Here is a 21,962-nt window from a genome sequence, read left to right on the forward strand (position 1 = left end):
TCGTGGGCAATGCCCCCACCGGCTGGCTCATGCAGGGCCAGTGCGCCACCGTCTCCATCCAGGGCTCGGCCTGGCTGCCTCCCCCGGGCCTCCAGGGCGCCTACCACCTGGGCGCCGTGGTGGACCCGTCCAACAACCGCCAGGAGCTCATCGAGGACAACAACTCCTCCTCTGGCTACCGCATCGGCGTGGGCAGCGCTCCCGACTTCGTCATCACCTCCGTCACCGGGCCCACCAGCGTCCAGGACGGTCAGCCCCTCACCGCGCAGGTGGCGGTCTGCAACCACGGCACCCAGCCAGGTGACGCCTACGTGGAGCTCTACCTGTCCGCCGACACCATCATCCGGACCAACACCGGGCCGGGGCCGATGGAGGACTCCTTCGTGGGCGGCATCCCCTCGGGCACGCTCTTCCCCGGCCAGTGCACCACCGTCCCCATCCAGGGCTGGGCCTACACACCTCCCCCGAGCACCCAGGGTGCCTACCATCTGGGCGCCGTGGTGGACCCGTCCAACAACAACCAGGAACTCATCGAGGACAACAACTCCTCCTCCGGCTACCGCATCGGCGTCGGCAGCGCGCCCGACTTCGTCATCACCTCCGTCACCGGGCCCACCAGCGTCCAGGACGGTCAGCCTCTCACCGCGCAGGTGACGATCTGCAACCAGGGCACCAACTCCGGTGACTCGCAGGTGGAGCTCTACCTGTCCGCCGACGCCATCATCCGGACCAACACCGCGCCGGGACCGATGGAGGACTCCTTCGTGGGCAACGCCCCCACCGGCTGGCTCATGCAGGGCCAGTGCGCCACCGTCCCCATCCAGGGCTCGGCCTGGCTGCCTCCCCCGGGCCTCCAGGGCGCCTACCACCTGGGCGCCGTGGTGGACCCGTCCAACAACTTCCAGGAGCTCATCGAGGACAACAACTCCTCCTCCGGCTACCGCATCGGCGTGGGCAACCGGCCCGACTTCGTCGTCACCGACGTGAAGGGCCCCACCAGCGTCCAGGACGGTCAGCCCCTCACCGCGCAGGTGACGGTCTGCAACCAGGGCACCAACTCCGGTGACTCCCAGGTGGAGCTCTACCTGTCCGCCGACGCCACCATCCGGACCAACACCACGCCGGGGCCGATGGAGGACTCCTTCGTGGGCAACGCCCCCACCGGCTGGCTCATGCAGGGCCAGTGCGCCACCGTGCAGGTGACGGGCTCGGCCTGGCTGCCTCCCCCGGGCCTCCAGGGCGCCTACCACCTGGGCGCCGTCGTGGACCCGTCCAACAACCGCCAGGAGCTCATCGAGGACAACAACTCCTCCTCCGGCTACCGCATCGGCGTGGGCAACCGGCCGGACTTCGTCATCACCTCCGTCACCGGCCCCTACAGCGTCAAGCCCAACACCTCCTTCAGCGCGAGCGTCGTCTTCTGCAACCGTGGCCAGCAGAGCGGCACCGCGGACGTGGACCTGTACCTGTCCGCGGACAGCGTCATCCGGCCGCCACAGGCCCCGCTGCCGCCCGAGGACTTCTTCCTGGGCACGGTGCCGGGGGTGACGCTCAACGCCGGCCAGTGCGTCAGCAGGAGCGTGAGCGCCATGTCGCCCGGGGTGATGGACGGTGCGTACAACCTGGGGGCGGTGGTGGACCCCCGCAACAACTCCCTGGAGCTCATCGAGGACAACAACCTCCTCACGGGCAACCGCATTGGAGTGGGCAACCTGCCGGACTTCGTCGTCACGGCCGTCACCGGGCCGTACAGCGTCAGGCAGGGCAACACGTTCAGCACCAGCGTCACCGTGTGCAACCGGGGGCAGCAGAGCGGCACCGTGGACGTGGACCTGTACCTGTCCTCGGACAACACCCTCCGCCTGCCGGTGCCCCCCCTGCCGCCCGAGGACTCCTACCTGGGCACGGTGACGGGCATCTCGCTCAACGTGGGCCTGTGCGCGAGCAGGACGCTGACCGTGACGGCGCCGTCGGTTCCGGACGGAGCCTGGTTCCTGGGCGCGGTGGTGGACCCCACCGGCAGCCGCGCGGAGCTCATCGAGGACAACAACACCCTGGCGGTCAACCGCATCGGCGTGGGCAACAAGCCGGACCTGGTCATCACCTCGGTGACCTCGGCCTCCAGCGTGCGGCTGGGGGCGGCGTTCACCGTCAGCTTCACGGTGTGCAACCGGGGGCAGGCCGCGGCCGTCACGGACGTGGACCTCTTCTTCTCCTCGGACAACGTCATCCGCTCGCCGGTGGCGCCGCTGCCGCCTGAAGACGCCTACCTGGGCACGGTGACGGGGGTGTCGCTCAGCGCGGGCCAGTGCGTCACCCGCTCCCGCTCGGTGAACGCCAACGCGCCCACCACCGGCTCCTGGTACGTGGGCACCTCGGCGGACACGTACAGCGCCGTTCCGGAGCTCCTCGAGGACAACAACTCCCTGGCGGGCACGCTCGTCTCCGTCACGCCCTGACGGACAGTCAGCCCCGTCGGCCACGGCCCGGCCCGCGGCGTCCCTCACTCAGGGGCGCCGCGCGCGCCGGGCCGCGCTGTTTCCAGGGCCCTCGGCGAATCGTGCGCACCGGCCGCCCCCGTCCTCGACAGGGTTCCTACCCGGCGCATCCGCAATGGACCGGAGCGCTGACTCCGCGGTGCGTCGCCGGAAGAAGCGCCAGCGTCCATCGCGGACGCAAGGCGCCCTCCAAGGGCGCGTCTCCCTTAATGAGCGCCACAGGCGGGCCCGCCTTGCGGCGCTCCTGGCACACACGGTGCACCTGCGCCCCGGCGGCCACCCCTTCCCAGCAATGAGCCCATGGATTGCGAGTCCCTACCCCGGGCCCGCCTCCACTCCTCACGAGGCCCCGCCCTCATGAAAGGTGCTTGTCCATGAAACGCGTCTCTTATTTCGAGCTTCTCTCCAGGGCAGCGCCCGCTCAGTCGGCGTCGAGGGCCGCGGAGTCAAACCGGCTGTTCGCGGAGAGCCATCGCAAGCATCCCAAAGAGCTCGCGCCCTCCGTGCAGGCACTGGCCGAGTACGTGAGACGCCCGGAGAACGAGTTCCTCCGCATCTCCATCGGGAGCATGCTGGACGAGGCCAACCAGAAGAACGCGCTCAACATCAAGACGCCAGCGGACTTCTTCCAGCAGCTCGACAACGCGCTCAACAGCCTTCCGAAATACGACTCGAACTTCATGGCCGCGCTGCCGTTCTACACGGTCCTGCAGCCCTTCATGGAGAACAGCTACGGCTGGGCCTTCTTCACCAACGAGGCGGTCCGGCCCTATTTCGCAGACATCCTGAAGGCCTATCACGCCAACCTGGAGACGCCCGCCTCTCTTGCCTACCTGAACGACTCGTACGGGAACTGGCTCAGCGCGGAGGCCAGGCAGTACCTGAGCCTGGACGAGTACGTCTATTCCCCCTGCGAGCCGCACGGCGGCTTCAAGTCCTGGAACGAGTTCTTCATTCGCAAGTTCAAGGACTTCGACGCCAGCCGCCCCCTGGCGCCCGACCCCACCGGGAAGGTGGTGATCAGCCCCGTGGACGGGCAGGTCTGGAAGATCTCCAAGCAGGTGCAGCGCGAGGCCACGTTCGACATCAAGGGCGAGCAGTACTACCTCACGGACCTCCTCGCCGAGCCTGCCGACAGCCCCCTGCTGCGGCCCTTCGTCGACGGGCTGGCGGTGCAGATCGTCCTGATGCCTTTCAACTATCACCGGTGGCACTCGCCGGTGACGGGCAAGATCAAGAAGGTGCGGACAGTCCCAGGGTACTTCTTCGCGCAGCCGGCCCCGAACCAGGACTACGCGGCATCGTTCCCCTTCCTGAGCCACGTCAACACCCGGACGGTCGTCTTCATCGAGCCCTCGAATCCGGACATCGGCGAGGTCGCCGTCATCTTCGTGGGGTTGACGGAGGTGTCCTCGTGCACGGCGACAGTCAAGGAAGGCGACCCGGTGCAGCGAGGAGACGAGATCGGCCACTTCGCCTTCGGCGGGTCGACCTGCTGCATCCTGTTCGACCGGTCGAAGATTGCTTCTCTCTCCATCACAGACAATGCCACGCTGGGCGACGGCGCCAGCGGGTCTGGGGAGAAGCTGGATAACATCGTGATGGTGAGACAGAAAATCGCGAGCGCGCTGTAGCGGCGAGCCTCGCATCGGTAACCTTCACCCAGGACGAATCCCATGACCAGATTTGCTTTCCCTGCCATCGTCGGAACGATGGCCATCATTGGCGGGGCATGCCTCGCCACCTCGAACTCGGCGACGAGACCGGACGTGACTTCCAATACGGTGGCGGTCGCGGTTCCAGCGAGAGCCGGAGCGGTGACGGGGTCCAACCAGAACTCGGACGAATTCATCTGGCGCCTGCTCGCCCAGTTCGCGGCGCCGGTGCAGCCCACACAACCTTCGCCGGTGGTGTTCGAGACGTGGGCCTCCGACGCCGACGTCTTCTCATACACGCCTCACTGGCCTGGCCCGAACGAGCCGAAGAAGTTCCAGCGGAGCGTGCTCGAAAGGACGGCGGCCGGGTCGGCGTCGGGTCCCATCGACGTCACCTGCGCCACCCCCGGAAACGCCGCGGTCGGCGGGTTCCCGACCCACGGCACGCCAACGCCGTGCATCGCCGAGGAGGTGAAGCGGAACCGCCCGCAGTTCGACTACATCGTCAACAACAACCTCAATACCCAGGCGGGGCTGAGGGCCGCCTACGCGAAGAGCTTCCAGGTCGTGATGCCGACGGAGGCCATTTCCGTCAAGGGCGACTGGGTTCCCGTGCAGACGCTGCTGCAATGGCTCCCCTCACTCGGCAGCATCGCCAACATCCAGAAGCTGTACTACACGAATACCTCCGGCGGGGTTGAGTATGCCCTGGTCTCACTGCACGTGAGCAGCCGGCAGAACACGAACTGGGTCTGGGGAACCTTCGAGCATCAGATGAATCCCGGCCGCTGCGATGACCTTGGCTGCTACGACACCTTCGGTGCGACGAACCCGGCCGTCCCCCCGAATCGGACGGCGGTCAACACGCAGTACGGCGCCTGCGAAAAGACGCCCCAGCTCGCGGCCGTGATGGCCCAGGCGGGCCTGTCGGCGGTCTGGAACAACTACTGTCTGAAGTCGACGATGGTGGACTACACCGCCCCCGACGGCACGCCCTACGCGCTGGGCAATTCGGTCATCGAGCGAATCGTGGGGAACGGGACCGTGGCCGCCTCGTCCTGCATCGCCTGCCACGTCTACGCATCCTTCGGGTCTGCCGGCGCGACGCTCCCCGCGGCGCAGGCGATGCTCCCCTACAACCCGACCGGCAAGCCCATCCCCGCCGTGCTCGACGGTTCGCTGCAGTTCGACTTCATGTGGGGCGTCCTGCTGGCGCCTCCGCCGCCGAAGGCGAAATGACGTTCCCCTGAGAGGGCTCTCCTTCCCGAGCCCCGCCCCGGAGCTCAGCGCGTCAGGAGCGAGATGACCTCGCTTCTGTCGACGGGCGCGCGACGGCGCCTCAGCGACGACCTCCCCTCGCCCTCGCTCGCCTGGGCTTCGAGGACGAGGTCGAGCGCGGTCTTCCCGTCCTTGTCACGCGCGGTCTTGTCCGCCCCTGCCCCGAGCAGGAAGGCCACGACAGGCGCGTGGTTCTCATACGCCGCCCACATCAGTGGCGTCATCGCGGCGGCGTCGGGCGTGTCACGCCCGGCGCCCTCCTTCAGGAGCTGCTCGACGGCGTCCAGGCGCCCCAGCTCGGCGGCCACCGACAGCGCCGTCTGCCCTCTGTAGCCCTTCGCATCTCGCGCCCGGGTCGCCCGCGCGAGCGCGAGCACCACCGGGGTGGCGTTCGCGCCAAGCAGCGCACGGCTCCCCGCCGCGAGCGGCGTCGCCCCGTCATTGTCGACGACGTCCGCCGATGCCCCTGCGTCCAGCAGCCAGCCCACCACCTCCCCTCGCCCGTCGCTCGCGGCATGGTGCAACGCCGTCTTGCCCTCCGCGTCGCGCGCATCGAGCGAAGCGCCCCCGTCCACCAGCGCGCTGGCGACGGCCACGCTCTTCGCGGCGGAGAGCGGCAGCTTTCCCGAGCTCGTCGGCTGGTGCGGGTTCACCTTGCCGACGAGCAACGCCCTGACCACGTCCGCATGGGCTGTCGCCGCGAAGAGCGGCGTGACGCCCGCGCTATTGGCGAGCCCGGCGTCCGCGCCGCTCGCCAGGAGCTTCTCCACCACCGCGACGTGCCCGGCGTGCGATGCAGCCATGAGCGCCGTCGCGCCCCCGGAGTTCTTGTGGTTCACCCGCGCGCCGTGCGCGAGGAGCAGCGCCACGCACGCGAGGTGCCCTTGCGCCGCCGCCGCCGTCAGCGGACTTTCCCCACGGTCCCCGGGAGCTTCGACCTTTCCCCCCTGCGCGAGCGCGGCTTCCAGCTCGCCCGCAGCGCCTCGCTCCGCCAGGTCAAATACGTTCGGCTTCGTCATGCGAACAGCCTACAAGTCTCGACCAGCCCTGCCCACAACGCGCTCCTTCGAGGCGGATGGGTGCCCGGAGGGAGAGGCCTGCCACACCCGTCGGACGTGGCAGGAATCAGCCCGACCTACGAGCAGATGAAAGAGGTGTCCGTATAGTAGGGCGTCACCTGGCCCGACTGCGTGATGTACCCCGAGCAGTCGTAGTGCCAGGCTCCCGCCCAGACGGTCTTGGCCGCGTTGCTGTAATAGGTCCGGTGCTGGCCATACCGCGTCTCCCCACCGGGCTCCACTTGCCGCTGCTCCACCGTGCTCACCGCGGCCGCGGGTTCCCCTTCCTCTGACTCCTGGGTGGCCGGTCCACCGCAAGCGCTGACCAGCAGCGCGGACGTCGCAATGACCCAACGGGACAGCGTCATGGTGTGCTCCTTGCGCGGAGTAACGATGTTGCAGGTGCAATGATAACAAACCCTGACGTCTCGCGGCCACTGCCGCCCTACCACCCCGCCAGGCCGGGCCGGCTCGGGTAGGGGTAGCAGCAGGCCGGATAGGGGTTCTCGGACAACGCGGGAGCCCCTTGCGTGTACGCAAGGCTCACCGTCTCCCAGCTCCGGACGTCGCCATCGGTGGGCCCCGCCCCATCGTCGGCAAAGGGCAGGTGGATGAGCGCGCCCCCGGAGAGCGCGGGCTCGTGCTTCAACCCCAGGCCCACGCGCTGCTCGGCGAGCGCGCCCGGCGGGAGCTGGACGCGCACCTCCACATGCACGGTGCCCAGGTCGTCCGCGGGTTCGGACACACGTGCCTTCCAGCCCCACAGCTCGGGGCCGAGGGCCGCGTCGAAGGCGCCGTTACACGTCCCCTTGCCCTGGGCCTGCGGCGTCACCTTCGCCACCGTCTCCCCGGGGCCAATGGTGTAGCTGAAGCGGAGGCGCCGGTCCTCCGGCCCGGGCGATGCGGGGTTGGCCGGGCAACCCCGCCCCTGGAGCGTGGTGAGCCGCCCGTCGTCCAGCCACAGCGTCACCGTGCCGCCCTCCCCTCCCGCTGCCGCGCCATGGCCCGCGAGCTTCAGCGAGGCGTACAGCACGCCCGAGTCCTTCGAGTGAACCAGGGACACCTGCGCGGGCGCATGCGCCGGGTTGCCCCGGTCCACCACCAGGAAGCGCGTGGCGTTCTTCAGGTCCGTGCCCCGCACCACGCCATCCAGCACCGGCTCCGCGAAGACGGCCCAGTCAGGCGCCCACGACTGCCCCACCTCCTGCGACGGGACATAGGAGGTATTCGGCGTGGCGCGCACCACCGTCCAGCCTCCGTGAGTCCCACCCCCCGTCCACTCCACAGGGCCACTGCCCACGCGGATGGGCGACGTGTCCGGGGTGCGCCCGGAGAAGTCGTGCTCCTCCACCACGCGGCCCGAGCCCCCTCGCACCGTCACCCGGTCCACCCGGGCGGTGTCCAGGCCCTCGCTGCCGCTCCCGTTCTTCACGTACGCGAAGCGCACCTTCTTCGTGCCCTCGCCCACGTTCAGCCGGATGTGCGCGGCCTGGTTGCGCCCGGAGGCCGACCACACCGGCGCGCCCGGCTTCGCCATCACGTCGTAGACGTAGACGTTGAGCCGGTCTCCCGCCTCCGAGTCCACGAAGGCGTCGAACTCCAGCGCGCCCTTCCACGGAGGACAGCCGGGGGTGCAGGCCTGGGGGCTCCAGGTGAGGGTGCGCTCCATGTACGACACGCTGCCGTCCTGCCCCGCCTGCGCCACCGGCCTCGCGGCGCTCTGCTGGACACCCGGAGTGCCAGGCTGCCATCCGCCACCGAAGCCCGCCACGAGCCAGCCCACTGGGACTGTGTTCGTCAGCGAGTCGAAGCGGTGGATTTCGAAGCGTCCCTGTCCTCCCGAGGAGAACGCCGCCACGTCGTCCACCCAGGCGGTGTCCGTCCCCTCGGTGCCGGCCGCGTCCTTCTGGTAGGCGAAGCGCACCTTCACGTTGCCACTGGCGGCCACGGCGAGCCGCTGGCGTCCCCGGCGGTTCAGCCCGGACATGGACCACACCGGGTTGACGAGGTCATTCAGATACACCCGCAGGAAGTCCCTCCCCTCCTCCGAGTCCACGAAGTAGTCGAACTCGATGGCGTTGGTCCCCGCGGGAAACGCGATGGTGCGCTCCAGGACGGACAGCGTCCCATGCTGGTCCACCATGGCGGCCGGGCGCTCCATGCGGCGGTCGATGACGGGCATGCGTGTCGCGGCGGCGGCGTGGAGGGACAGGAGCGTCAGCAGGGCCAGGGCCCACGGCAGGACATGTCGCATGGGAATGGGAGCAGCGAAGGAGTGAACAGCGGGGCGGCGCGGGCGAGGAGCGCTCATTGGCACTTCCCCGCCTTGCAGGTGGTGCCCGAGGGACAGCCGTCGTTCGGGCCCACGTGGCAGGCGGGCCGCGAGTGGCTCAGGCGGTACACCATGTCGTACCAGTACTCGTCGTCATCCGCGCGCCAGGTGTACTTCGCGGGGACCGCGTCCCTGTCCGCGAGCGAGGCGGACAGCGCCTTGATGCGAAGGACGTCGGGCCTGGGCTGGAGGTACTGCTCCCCGCCGATGCCCTCGCCGTCCTGCCACAGGTTGGGCACCACGCTCTTCTGGAAGGCGCCGGTGAGCGCGTGCGGCAGCGAGCGGTTCGGGTCGCCGGTTCCCGCCTCGCTCAGCAGTGAGCCGTCGTACATCTCGTTCGTTGCATCCGCGGACCCGTCCCCGTCGTACATGCGAGACACCCAGAAGCAGTCGAGGTACGCCGGGCCGGTGGACTCGCGGCACTTGGAAAGCTCGTTGGGCCCGTCGAAGACGAAGCGGGTCCAGATGTCGTCGCCGCCCAGGTCGGTCTCCTCGACCTCACAGGCAAGCTGCAGCGGGTGGAAGTAGCTCAGCGACGTCTCGAACCAGACCTTCAGGTCGACCGGCGTGAGCATGTACGCGCTGTGGCGCAACACCCGGAGCAGGTACTTCTCCGGCAGGAGATTCGCGGTGCCGGGCAGCGCCCCGGACCTGGCGTTGTGGACCTGCACGTGGCCCCCCGGAGTGGCCGTCCACGGCTCCACGGAGGTGATGCCGCTCGGGAGCTGGTTGTCGGACCTGTCCGCCAGCTCCGCGCCGAAGGGCGACGGGCTGAACACCACCGGTTCCGTCGACTTCGGGGGCAGCGAGGTCTGGACGTGGAACGTCACTCGCGGCGGCTGGTCCAGACGGTCGTGCGCGGTGACGAACTTGAAGTACATGGTGTCGTTGGCATTGAGGCGCCGGTCGGGCCACTGGCGCGTCAGGGCCACCGCGGGCTCCAGCGGGCAAGCCTCCGCGGGGGACGAACAGTCGAAGCGATGGAACTGGAGGGTGTAGGGCACGTTTCCCGCCGTGCGGTCCGGCTTCGCGTTGGGGTCGGACGCCCGGGTGCCCACCGCGAAGACGCGCACGAAGTACGGAGGCCTGGGCGCGGGGTACGTACACTGGAAGCTCCGGGTCTCCTTCACCTCCTCGCACTCACCGTCGAAGGGAGCCAGGGGCCGGGACAAATCACTGCCCTGGTACACCTCCCAGCTCACGCGGGAGCCCGTCATCGTCACCCGGAAGGGTTCCGCCTGGTCCAGCACGTACCACTGCATGCTGCCGGGAAAGGTGAGCAGGCCATCCGTGAAGGTGACTGTCTTCGCCTGCGGTGAGCTGGGGTCGTCGAGGTTGAACACCACCGGCTCGGGGCCGTTCGGGTGGGTGACGCCGGGCGTGGGGTTGTTCGCGTCGTCCACCTTGCGCGGGTGCGGGCTGCACCGTGGCGCCGCCCGGTTCACGTCGATGGTGACGGAGAGGTGGTCCGACAGCGCCCTGCCCTGCACCGCGCGGGTGAGGTGCTGGGTGCAGTACTCGCGCTCGTGGTCGGACTGGCCCGGTACGGGCTTGTTGTGGAGGACGTAGTCCAGCCGCTCGCCGTCGGTGGGACCGGTGAACTCGGTGGCACCACCGTTGTTGGAGGACGAGTGCGTCTGGCCCACGTCCAGGGGCGACGTCTCATAGGCCCAGCTGTCGACGAAGAACGTACCGGCGCTCTTGTCGGGGTCGTAGGTGCAGGGGCCATTCCGGCAGGCCCAGTAGCCGCCATGGTCGCTGCTGATGTCGCGGAAGGTGTTCTGCCATTCCGTGAACGGCTTCCACGCCACCGCGTCCAGGTCCGGGTCGCCGTCGCAGTAGAGGTTGCCCATGGGGTCATGGTCACAGACGGGGACATGGGGCGGGCGGACGGTGCTCTCGTGGTGGCGGCTGCCGTTGATGTTCAGGTCGCCCAGGATGTAGATGGGTTCGGTGTTGCGGTTGAGCGGGCTGATGGAGCCCTCGACGATGCTGCGCATCGTCTGGAGCTGGCCCCGGCGGTCGTCGAAGTCCTCGTACCAGCGCCAGGCCTCCGTGTCCGGAAGGCTGGACTGCATGTGGGTGAAGCCGACGTTGAACGGCAGCCGGCCATCACACTCGTTGAGGATGCGCACCAGCGCGAAGCCCTTGTTGGACCAGGCGTCCGCGCCGTTGGTGTTGTCGCTGGTGTAGATGTCCCAGCTCGCGATGTTCTCGTCGTAGGAGCCGTCGTGCCACGCCTCCTGGAAGCCTTCGTCATTGAGGGTCTTGTCCAGCGCGGCGAAGCCGTACTTGGAGAAGAGCATCAGCCCGCTGTCGTTGTCGGTGTCGTGTTCATCCAGCGTGTAGATGTAGTTCGGGTAGCGGGCGGACAGCTCCTTCACCAGCACGTCACGCGCGGCGTCCTCGTTGGCCTCGTTGAGCACCACGACGTCCGGGTCCTCGGCCAGGATCTGCAGCGCGATGTCCCTGGCGCGCTCCACATGGGGCCTGCCGTAGTTGGACTCCGTGTTGTTGGGCGCCACCTGGAGGTTGAGGTTCCAGGTCTTGATGCGCAGCGAGGCACCCACCTGCGCCGGGCAGAGCGCACGCGCGGGCAGGGCCATGAGCGTGCAACAGCCGAGCACCAGGGCACCCAGCCACCTACGAAGCGAAGCGGCGAAATGAATCATGCCCGCTTGAACGGGGTGGGCTGGAATCCTTCTCGCTCGGCTACGGGTTCAGGGCTTTCGGGTGGGAGGCTATCCGGGCTTGTAGCCAGCGCCTTGTGCGTCTTTGGGAAGGTCCTTTTCGCTCTGGAAGTCGTAGCGGCCGGACCCGTGCCGTTTGAGCTTGATTGACTTGACGTAGAAGTACCACCGGCCGGGGTACTGGGAGCTCGGGTCGGTCCACACGAAGTTGTGAACGATGGTTGCCCACGCCGTGGTCTTCTCGTAGCTCTTGTACCCGTTGGGCTTCCACTCGACGCGGCTGTTGGCCGACGCCTTCTTCGGCCCGTATAGCGAGTAGGTGTTGTTGGAAACGGGTTTGCCTTCGGGGTGGGCCTTGGAGATGTAGAGCCGCTCCCCCTCTATCACCAGACTCCCGAGCCCTCGCGTCGACTGGAACCAGACCGGCTTGGAGACACTCTGGGCTCCATTCATGTTGATGCGCACGAAGACGCGGACCCTTCCCAGGGGGGTCTTGCCGTAGCCGTAGGCGCCGCCGCCCGAGAACTCGGCCTGGGTAGCGCTGACGCGGTGCCAGCACCCCGCGACCGTACAGTGTCCAACGCGGCTGCCGCCGCCGTCCGCCTTCTGCGCCAGGGTGCTGGGGCCGTCCGTCTCCGTGTCGCAGACCCAGGCGCCGGCGCGCTCATCGACAGGCTTCGCGCATTGGTCGGCTCCAGTCGCCTCGACCGTGATGTCCTGGGCGAGAAAGTCGCGGTGACCGGAAGCCGCCTCCGGTGCGGCTGGGGCGGGAGTGGATGGGGGTTCCTGCGCGGTGGCTGTTGAACCCACTCCACCCGCGACGAGCAATGCGGCCCAGGATGCCGCCACGAACAAGAGTCTTCGCTTCATGTGGATACCCCCCGGTCGGCTGTTTGAGGCGAGGCGTGTCGCCGGGGAGATGGAGTCCGTGTCCGCCCACTGTGATGACAGTGTAGGAACGGTTGGCGGCCGCTCGGGGTATCAGGCGGCCGTCTGGTCACACGTCCATCGGCATCGTCACCGGGACGGGAAATGTGGACGGCCATCCCCAGGGAATGGCCGCCCCCATCTCAGGGACGACTCACCACGCGTAGCTCTGGTTGTTGTAGGTGAACGAGCCCCCGCCGTTAGGGGGCCGGCCGCACAAGTTGAACGCGTACTGAGTGCACTGTTCCAGGGTGCCCGCGTAGATGGTGTCCGAGGCCCCGAAGTCACATTGCACGGCGCAAATATTATTGGAAGGGGAGACGGCGGGTGCGGGACCCGAGGCCAGCAGCGCCACGGGAACCAGGGTCGCGAACACAGGACGGCGTAGCAAGGCGATCAACTTCAGCATGAGAGCCTCCATGGAGCGTGTGCACGTCGACGACGCTCGGAAGCATGCGGTGCGGCATAGGATAATCGCAACGCAGTCACTTCAACAGTCATGACACGCCGCACAAATGGCCTTGGGAGGCAACCGCTGACGAGCAGCGTCCACTGCGTCCCCCTCGCAAGCTCTCCATCAACAACAGGGAGCCATGCCCCCTCGGAAGCCCCCAGAGCGCATGCGCCGGACGCTCGCCCTGTGGCGGATAGCGCTGGAGACAGCCGCTCCCGGCCTCGGGCTCGAACGGCTTCTGGATGGACCTCCACGGGGAGAAGCAGCCCGGAGCCTACTTCGCCCGGTGCTGGACGACCGGGAAGTCGATCTCGGTCTTCGCCACCTCGTTGACGTAGTTGGTGAGCGTGTTGAGCGCCACGTGCAGGACGATTTCGATGACCTGCCCATCGCTGTAACCCGCTGCCTTGACCGCCTGCACGTCCGCGTCGGTGACGTGGCCGCGCTCACGGGTGACCTTGGCCGCGAAGCGCACGGCGGCGGCGGCCATCGGGTCCATTGAGCCGCCCTCCCGGTTCGCCGCCAGCTCCGCGTCATCCAGCTTCGCCAGGTTCTTTCCCAGGTAGGTGTGCGCGGAGAGGCAGTAGTCGCAGCCGTTGATTTCCGCGACAGCCATCGCGATGCGCTCTCGGGTGCGAGCATCGAGCTGGCCCTTTCCGAGCGCGCCGTTGAGCCCGAGGTAGCCCTCGAGGGCGGCCGGGCTGTTCGCGACGACGCGGAACAGGTTGGGCACGACGCTGAGCTGCTTCTTGACCGCCTCGAGCAGGGGCTGCGCCGCAGCGGGGGATGCTTCGATGGAGGCCGGAGTGGGGATGCGCGACATGAGGAGCTTCCTTTCGGGTGGGTGGCGGAGCCTTTCGCTCGCCTTCCCCAACAACGTGCCCCCTTCCTGGCGCTGCAACAATGCGGCTCCTTGACACTTCACTGTTCCGGGTTCTGCAATAATGACATGGACCGTCTTGATGCCATGACCGCCTTCGTAGCGGTCGCCGACCATCGTGGCTTCGCTCACGCCGCGCGCCGCCTGGGGCTGTCACCCTCGGCCGTCACACGGCTCGTCGCCGCGCTCGAGGAGCGCCTGTCCATCCGCCTGCTCCAGCGCACGACGCGCTCGGTGACGTTGACCGACGCGGGCGCTCGCTATCTGGAACGCGCCCGCCGCATCCTGGCGGAGGTCGAAGAGGCGGAGGACGCGGCTCAGGAAGAACGAACCGTACCGAAGGGCCGCTTCGTCCTCACGGCGCCGGACGTCTTCGGCCGGCTCAACGTCGCTCCACTCATGAGCACGTTCCTGTCACGCCACCCGGCTGTCGTGGGTGAGCTGATCCTCTCGGACCGCACGGTGAACCTGGTCGAAGAGGGCGTGGACGCGGCGGTGCGGATCGGCGTGCTCGCCGACTCGAGTCTCTTTGCCCGCAAGGTCGGGGAGACTCGACGCGTCGTCGTCGCTTCGCCGGAATACCTTGCTCAGCGCAAGAGGCCCCAGGTGCCCGGTGACGTGGCATCGCATGCCGTCATCCAGTTCACCGGGCTCAATCCCACACCCGAGTGGCGCTTTTCTCGTGACGGTCGCTCGAGCCACGTCTCCTTCACTCCCACCTTCGTGACGAACAGCGCCGATGCAGCGCTCGCTCACGCGGAGCGCGGTCACGGCCTGACGATGCTGCTCGCGTACCAGGTCGCGGAGTCCGTGCGAGCGGGGCGGCTCAAGGTGGTCCTCTCGAAGTTCGAGCCGCCGCCCTTGCCAATCCAGCTCGTCTACCCGACCAGCCGGTTGCTCTCCGCCAAGGTCCGAGCCTTCGTCGACCTGGCCGTGGCGACGTGCAACTGGCATTTCGTCGACCTCTGACCCACGTCACGGAACAGGCCCGCTTTGTGGTTGTCGCCCGGGAGGCATATAGTTTACGGTGTATACAAATCTGAAGTGACAGGAGGCGCACGGCATGAGCGACCGATGGCTGCTTCGCGGGGCGGAGGTCATCACCTGCGACCCCGGGCAGGCAGACCTGCCTCGCGGCGACATCCTGGTGGAGGACGGGGTCATCGCCGCGATGGGGCCCGAGCTGCGGGCCGGCGACTGCCGCGTGCTCGACCTGCGCGGAAAGCTGGTCATGCCGGGGCTCATCGATGCGCACCGGCACACGTGGCAGACTCCGCTGCGCGCGCTGGGCGCGGACTGGACGGTCATGGACTACCTGGCGGCGGTGCGCGTGAAGCTCGCGCCCGCCTTCCGGCCGGAAGACCTCCATGCCGCCAACCTGGCCGGGGCCCTGGAGGCGCTGGACGCGGGCATCACCACCCTCGTGGACTACTCCCACTGCATGGGGTCTCCCGAGCACGCGGATGCCGCGCTCTCGGCGCTCGAGGACGCGCGCATCCGGGCCCTCTTCGCCTACGGCTACGCGGCGGGGCCTCGCGAGTGCCCCGCGCTGCCGACGCACGCGAGCCGGCTCCAGGAGGCGCGGCGCCTGCGGACCACGCGCCTGGCCTCGGACGGCGGGCTGGTGCGGCTGGGCATCGCCCTGACAGAGATGCAGATTCCCTGGGAGCAGAGCCGCGCCGAGCTCCTCTCCGCGCGTGAGCTCGGAGTCCCCATCACCGCCCACTGCTCCGCCTGGCCCGTGTCGGGTCCGAGTGAGGTCCAGCGAATGGCGGCCGAAGGGCTGCTCGGGCCGGACCTGCTCTTCGTCCACTGCACCTGGAGCTCCGACGAGGACCTGGCGCGCATCGCTGGGAGCGGCGGATCCCTCACGGTGACACCGGAGACCGAGCTGCAGATGGGCATGGGCTTCCCCATCACCGGACGGGCGTTGCGCGCCGGAGTCCGGACGACGCTCGGCTGCGACGTCGTCTCCAGCAACAGCGGAGACCTGTTCACCGCGATGCGGCTGGCCTTGCAGGTGGAACGGGGAAGGACGAACGAGCGCGTAGGCCTGCCCAAGGCCCTCGAGCTCAAGGCCGCTCGCGTCCTCCAGATGGTGACGCTCGACGCGGCGGAGGCGCTGGGCCTGGGCCGCGTCACGGGCTCGCTCCGGCCCGGCAAGGACGCGGACCTGCTCGTCCTCGCCGCCGACGCGCTGAACCTGACGCCTCTCAACCGCCCGCGCGACGCAGTGGTACTCCAGTCCCACGCGGGCAACGTCGAGTCGGTGATGGTCCGTGGCAGGTGGGTGAAGCTCCGTGGCGCCCTGGTCGATGTCGACGTGGCCTCCGTCCGGCGCCGGGTGGTCGAAGCGCGAGACGCGGTGCTCGCCCGGGTGGGTGGACCGTCCGCGCTGCTGGAGGAGCAGGGGGCGCTCGCCACCCACTGGGACATGGGAACGGGGGCTGGAGGGTGATGGAGCGGGAGCTCAGCCCTGGCGGGGCCGTGGCCGCTTCCGGGCCGCTCCTCGTGTTTCGTCCCGCCGTGCATCGATGCGCCGCTGGATGCCTTCGAGCATGAAGCCCAGGCTGACCTCGAACTCGCGCTCGACTTCCGTGGTCCGCATGTGGGGCAGGCTGTGGGCGATGCCCGGGTAGTCGGCTGCGGGGAGCGCCGCGGCGGCCGCGAAGAACTTCTGGAAGGGAGAGGGAGTTCCCGGAGTGCCGGTGTCCCATGGCTCCTGCCTGCGGACGGCGCCGGCCAGCCAGGAGAAGAAGGTGTTGTGCAGCGCTCCCGCCTCCTTCCAGGGAATGCCGGCGTCGTGCAGCTTGCGCACCGTCCTGTCGAGGACGACGAGCGAGGTGTGGGCGATGGGCCCCTCTTCCAGGAGGAAGTCCATGACGCCCCGGTGCGCCAGCCCGAGGGCCCGCACTCGCCCCGCCAGCTCCCGGAGCCAGGCCACCGGCTCCAGGCGCTCATCCGGGAGCACGAGGGACGCGAGAATCGCCTCGACCGTCAGGAGTGCGAGCGCGTCCCGGCTCGCGACGTGCTTGTACACGGCCATGGGGCTGGCCCCGAGCCGCTCCGCAAGCGTCCGCATGGAGAGCTGCCGCAGTCCCTGCTCCCGCACGAGGTCGACGGCGGCCGCCACCACGAGATCGCGTGAGAGTCGGGGAGGCCGTCCTCGCGCTCCGCGGGGGCTGCTCTCGTCGGAAGTCATCCGCCCGAGCATAGGTCAGGGCCAGTGGCGAAGCGCGGGCCGAAGAGAGGACGCTGCCGCAGCTCGGGGAGTGTGTGCCCGAAGGAATGAAGGTGACGGTGCTGGCGGACCGGGGCTTCCCCCACCCCTCCTCGGGGCGCCTTGACTTCCTTCACTCGACCCGATAGTTCGCTATACGAAATGTTTCCGAAAGCGAAGGGTCGGGACCTCGACCTCATCATCGAGACCCTCGTCTACCTCCAGGCGGAGGGGCGCCGGCTGGCCCGCATCGAATGCGAGCGCGTGGGCGTCAGCCCGACGCAGCTCAACGTCATCATGCTGCTCGATCAGATCGAGGCGCTGACCTGCTCGGAGCTGGGGCGCCGGCTGGCGACCCAGAACTCCACGGTGACGGGCATCGTCGACCGGATGGTCGAAGCCGACCTGGTGAAGCGCGAGCAGTCCCAGGAAGACCGCCGCATCTGGCACATCCGGTTGACCGAGCGCGGGAGCAAGATTGCCCGTGAGGTCGACGTGGCGCCCTGGGCCATCCTGCGGCGAGCCATCAACGACATGGAGCCCTCGGAGCAGAAGCAATTGTTCAAGCTCTTGCGCGGGCTCGCCGGAAACGTCGCCGTGCAGATCGAGCAGGCGAACGGAAGCAAACGCGAGAAGGCCTGAGGACCTCAGACAATGCTCTTCACGGAAGAACACCAGAAGCTCCGCGCCACCGTTGCCCGCTTCATCGACGAGGAGATCAATCCGCACGTCGATGCCTGGGAGGAGGCGGAGATCTTCCCGGCCCGGGAGCTCTTCAAGAAGATGGGCGCGCTGGGGCTGCTCGGAATCACCAAGCCCACCGAGCACGGCGGCGCCGGGCTGGACTACTCCTACTCGGTCGCGTTCGCCGAGGAGCTCGGCCACTGCAACTGCGGCGCGATACCGATGGCCATCGGCGTACAGACGGACATGGCCACGCCGGCGCTGGCCCGCTACGGCTCCGAGGAGCTGAAGCGGGAGTTCCTGGCCCCCACCATCCAGGGCGAGCTGGTCGCGTCGGTGGGCGTCAGCGAGCCGGGCGCGGGCTCCGACGTGGCCGGGCTGAAGACCACCGCGGTGAAGGACGGCGGCGACTACGTCATCAACGGCAGCAAGATGTGGATCACCAACGGCATGCAGTCCGACTGGATCTGCCTGCTCGCGAACACCAGCGACGACAAGCCGCACGTGAACAAGTCGCTCATCGTGGTTCCCATGAAGGCCAGGGGCGTCAGCCGGGCGAAGAAGCTCAAGAAGATCGGCATGTGGGCCTCGGACACCGCCCAGCTCTTCTTCGACAACGTCCGCGTCCCCCAGCGCTACCTCATCGGCGAGGAGGGCGCCGGCTTCATGATGCAGATGCAGCAGTTCCAGGAGGAACGGCTCTTCGGCTCGGCGAGCACCTTGAAGGCCCTCGACCGGGCGGTCCAGCAGACCATCGACTACACGCGAGAGCGTCAGGCCTTCGGCCTGTCCATCCTCGACAACCAGTCCGTCCACTTCCGGCTCGCCGAGCTGCAGAGCGACATCGAGGCGCTCCGCGCACTCGTCTACCGCACGTGTGAGATGTACATCGCGAACCCCGACGACATGGAGACCGTCAAGCTGGCCTCGATGTGCAAGCTCAAGGCCGGCCGGCTCTCGCGCGTCGTCACCGACGCCTGCCTGCAGTACTGGGGTGGCATGGGCTACACCTGGGACAACCCCGTCTCCCGCAACTTCCGCGACAGCCGGCTGATCTCTATCGGCGGGGGTGCGGACGAGGTGATGCTCGGAATCATCTGCAAGCTGATGGGCATCCTCCCCCGCAAGAAGAAGACCTCCTGACCATGCCCTACCTGTTCGAGAAAGAGGACCACGCCGCGCTGCGGGAGCAGGTGCGCCGCTTCGCGGCGAAGGAGATTGCCCCCTTCGCCCACGCATGGGAGGAGGCGGAGGAGTTCCCCCGCGAGCTGTACGGCAAGGCGGCCGCCGCCGGCCTCCTCGGGCTCGGCCACCCGGAGGCGCTGGGTGGCACGGGCGGAGATCTCAGCCACGTGCTCGTCGCGAGTGAGGAGCTCGTGCTGGCCGGCCACTCGGTGGGCACCTGCGTGGGCCTGGGCTCGCTTGGAATCGCCCTGCCCCCCATCCTGCGGCTCGGCAACGACGAGCAGAAGCGGCGCTTCGTCACACCCGTGCTCCGCGGCGAGAAGATCTCCGCGCTGGCGATAACAGAGCCTGGCGGTGGCTCGGACGTCGCCTCCCTGACGACCCGGGCGGTCCGCGACGGCGACCACTTCGTCGTCAACGGAGCGAAGACCTTCATCACCTCGGGCGTCCGCGCCGACTTCGTCACCACCGCGGTGCGCACCGGCGGCCCCAAGCACTCGGGCATCTCGCTCCTGGTGATCGAACGCACGACGCCCGGCTTCCATGTCTCGAAGAAGCTCAAGAAGATGGGTTGGTGGGCGAGCGACACGGCCGAGCTGACGTTCGAGGACTGCCGGGTCCCCGCAGCGAACCTGATTGGCGAAGAGAACGAGGGCTTCGTCGCGATCATGATGAACTTCGTCGCCGAGCGGCTGGCGCTCGCCACCCAGTGCGTCGCGATCGCCGAGCTCGCCTTCCGCCAGAGCCTGGCCTACGCGCGGGAGCGACAGGCCTTCGACAAGCCGCTCACCGGCTTCCAGGTCACCCGTCACAAGCTCGCCGAGATGCAGACGCGCATCGCCGCGGCGCGCGCACTCACCGGAGAGGTCATCACCCGCTACCTCGCTGGCGACGAGCAGCCCTCGCTCGCGGCGATGGCCAAGAACGTCGCCACCGACATGTGCAGCGCGGTGACGGACCAGGCCGTGCAGCTGCACGGCGGGTTCGGCTACATGCGCGAGCAGATGGTGGAGCGGCTGTACCGCGACGCCCGCCTCTATCCGATTGGCGGCGGCACCCGCGAGATCATGAACGAGCTCATCGCGAAGGCCGAGGGCTACTGAACCCGGCCGCCGGTGTCATGCACACCGGGTGGAAGGCCGGAGTGCCCCGTCACCCCGTGATACCTTCGCCCGACCATGAAGGTACTCGTCGTCAACGTCGGCTCGACCTCTGTCAAATACAACCTCTATGAGATGGATACCGAGGCCCGTCTCGCCGCGGGACGCGTCGAGCGCGTGGGCACCGCGGAGGCCCTGCACGTCCACGAAGCGGGCAGCGCTCCGGTCGACGGGCGGGCCATCCAGGACGCGCTGCGCGCCATCCTCGCCCACCTGACCCGCGCGGGCGGCCCCCTGCCGGACGCGAGCCAGCTCGCGGCGGTAGGCCACCGCGTCGTCCATGGCGGCGAGCGGCTCATCGCCCCGACGCCGGTCGACGCCAAGGTCGAGGCCATCATCGAGGAGTGCGCGCGCTATGCCCCGCTCCACAACCCGGCGAACCTCGCCGGCATCCGCTCGGCCCGTGAGGTCTTCCCCTCGGTGCCACACGTCGCGGTCTTCGACACCGCGTTCCACGCGCAGCTTCCGCCCCAGGCCTACACGTACGCCGTTCCGCACGAGCTCTACCTGTCCAAGGGCGTGCGCCGCTATGGCTTCCATGGCCCGAGCCACCAGTTCATGGCCCTGTCCGCGGCCGAGCACCTCAAGACGGACCTGTCGCGGCTCAAGCTCATCACCTGCCACCTCGGAGGCGGCGCCAGCATCGCCGCCATCGAGCGCGGTGTCTCGGTGGAGACCTCCATGGGCATGACGCCGCTGGAAGGGCTCGTCATGGGCACGCGCGCGGGAGACCTGGACCCTGCCCTGCCGCTGCTGCTGGCGAAGGATGGCCTGTCGCCGGAGCAGATAGACACCCTGCTCAACCGCCAGTCGGGCCTCCTGGGCCTGTCAGGCGTCAGCGCCGACTTCCGTGACGTGCAGCAGGCCGCGGAGGCCGGCAACCCGCGCGCGCGCCTCGCCATCGACGTGTTCGTCCACCGCATCCGCAAGTACATCGGCGCGTACGCCGCCGTGCTGGGCGGAGCGGATGCGCTCGTGTTCACTGGCGGCATCGGTGAGAACTCCGCGCTGGTGCGCAGCCGCGTGTGCGAGGGGCTGCTCTTCATGGGCGTCTCCCTCGACGAGCGGGCCAATGAGAGTCAGCGCCCCGCGGACCATGGGGGCATCGTGGAGGTCTCCGCGCCGCGCGCCCCCACGCAGGTGCTGGTGGTGCGCACCGACGAGGAGCGGATGATTGCCCGCGAGGTGATGCGCTGCCTGGTGGGGCCCACGGCCACCCTTCGCAGCGTGCGCGCACGGCCGATTCCCGTGGGCGTCAGCGTGCGCCATGTCCACCTCAGCCGCGCCGACTGCGACGCGCTCTTCGGCCCGGGGTATGAGCTGACGAACAAGCGCGACGTCACGCAGCCCGGGCAGTACGTCACCCGGGAGACCGTGGACCTGGTCGGCCCCAAGGGAGAAATCCAGCGCGTCGCCATCATCAACCCGCTGCGCAAGCAGACCCAGGTGGAGCTGGCGCGGACCGATGCCTTCACGCTCGGCGTGACACCGCCCCTGCGCGAGAGCGGCAAGCTCGAAGGAACGCCCGGAATCACCCTGCGCGGCCCGGCGGGCACCGTCACCATCCCGAGCGGTGTCATCCTCGCGCTCCGGCACGTGCACATGAGCCCCGAGGAGGCGCGCACGTTCGGCGTCCAGGACCGCAACGTCATCCAGGTGCGCGTCGAGGGCGACCGCGAGATGACGATGGGCGACGTGCTCGTCCGCGTCCATCCCGACTTCCGTCTCGACATGCACGTCGACACCGACGAGGCGAACGCCGCGGGGTTGACCAGTGACAGCGTCGTCGCGTTCAGCGGCGTGCAGGTGGGCTCGGCCTGAGAGTGAGCATCAGTCGATGTATTGCTCGGTGCCGGCACCGTCGAGGTGCCGCACGCGCACCTTCGATAGAAGCCAGAGCGGCATGAGCCGGGCATTGATGCCCCTCCGAGACGGGACGCG

At 68.5% G+C, this 21,962-nt stretch carries 18 protein-coding genes; 10 read left to right on the top strand and 8 right to left on the bottom strand.

What is annotated here, in order from left to right:
* From G4D86_RS53635 to G4D86_RS50310, 3 genes are all read left to right on the top strand, one after another.
* Positions 1-2,459 (top strand): CARDB domain-containing protein (locus G4D86_RS53635; RefSeq protein ID WP_164002844.1); only part of this gene is annotated, 2,459 nt, incomplete at its 5' end.
* Between the two features lie 413 nt (positions 2,460-2,872).
* Positions 2,873-4,132, top strand: a complete 1,260-nt coding sequence (locus G4D86_RS50305; RefSeq protein WP_164002845.1) for a phosphatidylserine decarboxylase family protein — start codon at positions 2,873-2,875, stop codon at positions 4,130-4,132.
* Positions 4,133-4,210: 78 nt separating this feature from the next.
* Entirely contained in the window at positions 4,211-5,392 is a 1,182-nt protein-coding gene (locus G4D86_RS50310) for a hypothetical protein (RefSeq protein WP_164002846.1), read from the top strand.
* 44 nt (positions 5,393-5,436) lie between these two features.
* Here G4D86_RS50310 and G4D86_RS50315 read toward each other — a convergent pair whose 3' ends face one another.
* The 5 genes from G4D86_RS50315 to G4D86_RS54470 form a co-directional block, all read right to left on the bottom strand.
* Positions 5,437-6,450: an ankyrin repeat domain-containing protein gene (locus tag G4D86_RS50315; protein WP_164002847.1), complete on the bottom strand. Its 1,014-nt coding sequence runs from the start codon at positions 6,448-6,450 to the stop codon at positions 5,437-5,439.
* Positions 6,451-6,566: 116 nt separating this feature from the next.
* Complete coding sequence (locus G4D86_RS50320; protein ID WP_164002848.1) at positions 6,567-6,857, bottom strand: hypothetical protein; 291 nt, start codon at positions 6,855-6,857, stop codon at positions 6,567-6,569.
* 77 nt (positions 6,858-6,934) lie between these two features.
* Positions 6,935-8,743 carry a hypothetical protein gene (locus G4D86_RS50325; RefSeq protein ID WP_164002849.1) on the bottom strand — a complete coding sequence of 603 codons (1,809 nt, stop codon included), beginning with the start codon at positions 8,741-8,743 and terminating at the stop codon, positions 6,935-6,937.
* A gap of 53 nt (positions 8,744-8,796) precedes the next feature.
* Positions 8,797-11,493 carry an endonuclease/exonuclease/phosphatase family protein gene (locus G4D86_RS50330; RefSeq protein ID WP_164002850.1) on the bottom strand — a complete coding sequence of 899 codons (2,697 nt, stop codon included), beginning with the start codon at positions 11,491-11,493 and terminating at the stop codon, positions 8,797-8,799.
* A 69-nt stretch (positions 11,494-11,562) separates the two neighbouring features.
* Positions 11,563-11,898 carry a hypothetical protein gene (locus G4D86_RS54470; RefSeq protein WP_420821897.1) on the bottom strand — a complete coding sequence of 112 codons (336 nt, stop codon included), beginning with the start codon at positions 11,896-11,898 and terminating at the stop codon, positions 11,563-11,565.
* On the opposite strand from G4D86_RS54470, the gene G4D86_RS54475 reads away from it, so the two are divergent.
* Positions 11,860-12,315, top strand: coding sequence for an urease accessory UreF family protein (locus G4D86_RS54475; protein WP_420821898.1), 456 nt, complete (start codon positions 11,860-11,862; stop codon positions 12,313-12,315). The two genes, G4D86_RS54470 and G4D86_RS54475, sit on opposite strands and share 39 nt — an antisense overlap.
* Before the next feature lie 277 nt (positions 12,316-12,592).
* Here the strand turns inward: G4D86_RS54475 and G4D86_RS50340 are convergent, their stop codons facing one another.
* On the bottom strand, positions 12,593-12,847 hold the full coding sequence (locus G4D86_RS50340; protein WP_164002852.1) for a hypothetical protein: 255 nt from the start codon (positions 12,845-12,847) through the stop codon (positions 12,593-12,595).
* A gap of 319 nt (positions 12,848-13,166) precedes the next feature.
* Positions 13,167-13,715, bottom strand: a complete 549-nt coding sequence (locus tag G4D86_RS50345; protein ID WP_164002853.1) for a carboxymuconolactone decarboxylase family protein — start codon at positions 13,713-13,715, stop codon at positions 13,167-13,169.
* A 21-nt stretch (positions 13,716-13,736) separates the two neighbouring features.
* Between G4D86_RS50345 and G4D86_RS50350 the strand changes: the two genes are divergently transcribed.
* Positions 13,737-14,741: a LysR family transcriptional regulator gene (locus G4D86_RS50350; protein ID WP_240360944.1), complete on the top strand. Its 1,005-nt coding sequence runs from the start codon at positions 13,737-13,739 to the stop codon at positions 14,739-14,741.
* A 94-nt stretch (positions 14,742-14,835) separates the two neighbouring features.
* A complete protein-coding gene (locus tag G4D86_RS50355; RefSeq protein ID WP_164002854.1) occupies positions 14,836-16,230 on the top strand; it encodes an amidohydrolase family protein in 1,395 nt (464 codons plus the stop codon).
* Positions 16,231-16,242: 12 nt separating this feature from the next.
* Here G4D86_RS50355 and G4D86_RS50360 read toward each other — a convergent pair whose 3' ends face one another.
* Positions 16,243-16,905: a TetR/AcrR family transcriptional regulator gene (locus tag G4D86_RS50360; RefSeq protein WP_164002855.1), complete on the bottom strand. Its 663-nt coding sequence runs from the start codon at positions 16,903-16,905 to the stop codon at positions 16,243-16,245.
* A 249-nt stretch (positions 16,906-17,154) separates the two neighbouring features.
* Between G4D86_RS50360 and G4D86_RS50365 the strand changes: the two genes are divergently transcribed.
* From G4D86_RS50365 to G4D86_RS50380, 4 genes are all read left to right on the top strand, one after another.
* Positions 17,155-17,634: a MarR family winged helix-turn-helix transcriptional regulator gene (locus G4D86_RS50365; protein ID WP_164002856.1), complete on the top strand. Its 480-nt coding sequence runs from the start codon at positions 17,155-17,157 to the stop codon at positions 17,632-17,634.
* Between the two features lie 12 nt (positions 17,635-17,646).
* On the top strand, positions 17,647-18,819 hold the full coding sequence (locus tag G4D86_RS50370; protein ID WP_164002857.1) for an acyl-CoA dehydrogenase family protein: 1,173 nt from the start codon (positions 17,647-17,649) through the stop codon (positions 18,817-18,819).
* A 2-nt stretch (positions 18,820-18,821) separates the two neighbouring features.
* A complete protein-coding gene (locus tag G4D86_RS50375; protein ID WP_164002858.1) occupies positions 18,822-19,964 on the top strand; it encodes an acyl-CoA dehydrogenase family protein in 1,143 nt (380 codons plus the stop codon).
* A gap of 75 nt (positions 19,965-20,039) precedes the next feature.
* Positions 20,040-21,842: an acetate/propionate family kinase gene (locus G4D86_RS50380; protein ID WP_164002859.1), complete on the top strand. Its 1,803-nt coding sequence runs from the start codon at positions 20,040-20,042 to the stop codon at positions 21,840-21,842.
* Positions 21,843-21,962 lie beyond the last annotated feature (120 nt).

The sequence above is a fragment of the Pyxidicoccus caerfyrddinensis genome (assembly GCF_010894405.1).
Taxonomy (GTDB): domain Bacteria; phylum Myxococcota; class Myxococcia; order Myxococcales; family Myxococcaceae; genus Myxococcus; species Myxococcus caerfyrddinensis.

Coding starts and splice junctions, on each gene's coding strand:
- G4D86_RS50305 (WP_164002845.1), top strand. CDS start 2,873: ATGAAACGCGTCTCTTATTTCGAGCTTCTCTCCAGGGCAGCGCCCGCT.
- G4D86_RS50310 (WP_164002846.1), top strand. CDS start 4,211: ATGGCCATCATTGGCGGGGCATGCCTCGCCACCTCGAACTCGGCGACG.
- G4D86_RS50315 (WP_164002847.1), bottom strand. CDS start 6,450: ATGACGAAGCCGAACGTATTTGACCTGGCGGAGCGAGGCGCTGCGGGC.
- G4D86_RS50320 (WP_164002848.1), bottom strand. CDS start 6,857: ATGACGCTGTCCCGTTGGGTCATTGCGACGTCCGCGCTGCTGGTCAGC.
- G4D86_RS50325 (WP_164002849.1), bottom strand. CDS start 8,743: ATGCGACATGTCCTGCCGTGGGCCCTGGCCCTGCTGACGCTCCTGTCC.
- G4D86_RS50330 (WP_164002850.1), bottom strand. CDS start 11,493: ATGATTCATTTCGCCGCTTCGCTTCGTAGGTGGCTGGGTGCCCTGGTG.
- G4D86_RS50340 (WP_164002852.1), bottom strand. CDS start 12,847: ATGCTGAAGTTGATCGCCTTGCTACGCCGTCCTGTGTTCGCGACCCTG.
- G4D86_RS50345 (WP_164002853.1), bottom strand. CDS start 13,715: ATGTCGCGCATCCCCACTCCGGCCTCCATCGAAGCATCCCCCGCTGCG.
- G4D86_RS50355 (WP_164002854.1), top strand. CDS start 14,836: ATGAGCGACCGATGGCTGCTTCGCGGGGCGGAGGTCATCACCTGCGAC.
- G4D86_RS50365 (WP_164002856.1), top strand. CDS start 17,155: ATGTTTCCGAAAGCGAAGGGTCGGGACCTCGACCTCATCATCGAGACC.
- G4D86_RS50370 (WP_164002857.1), top strand. CDS start 17,647: ATGCTCTTCACGGAAGAACACCAGAAGCTCCGCGCCACCGTTGCCCGC.
- G4D86_RS50375 (WP_164002858.1), top strand. CDS start 18,822: ATGCCCTACCTGTTCGAGAAAGAGGACCACGCCGCGCTGCGGGAGCAG.
- G4D86_RS50380 (WP_164002859.1), top strand. CDS start 20,040: ATGAAGGTACTCGTCGTCAACGTCGGCTCGACCTCTGTCAAATACAAC.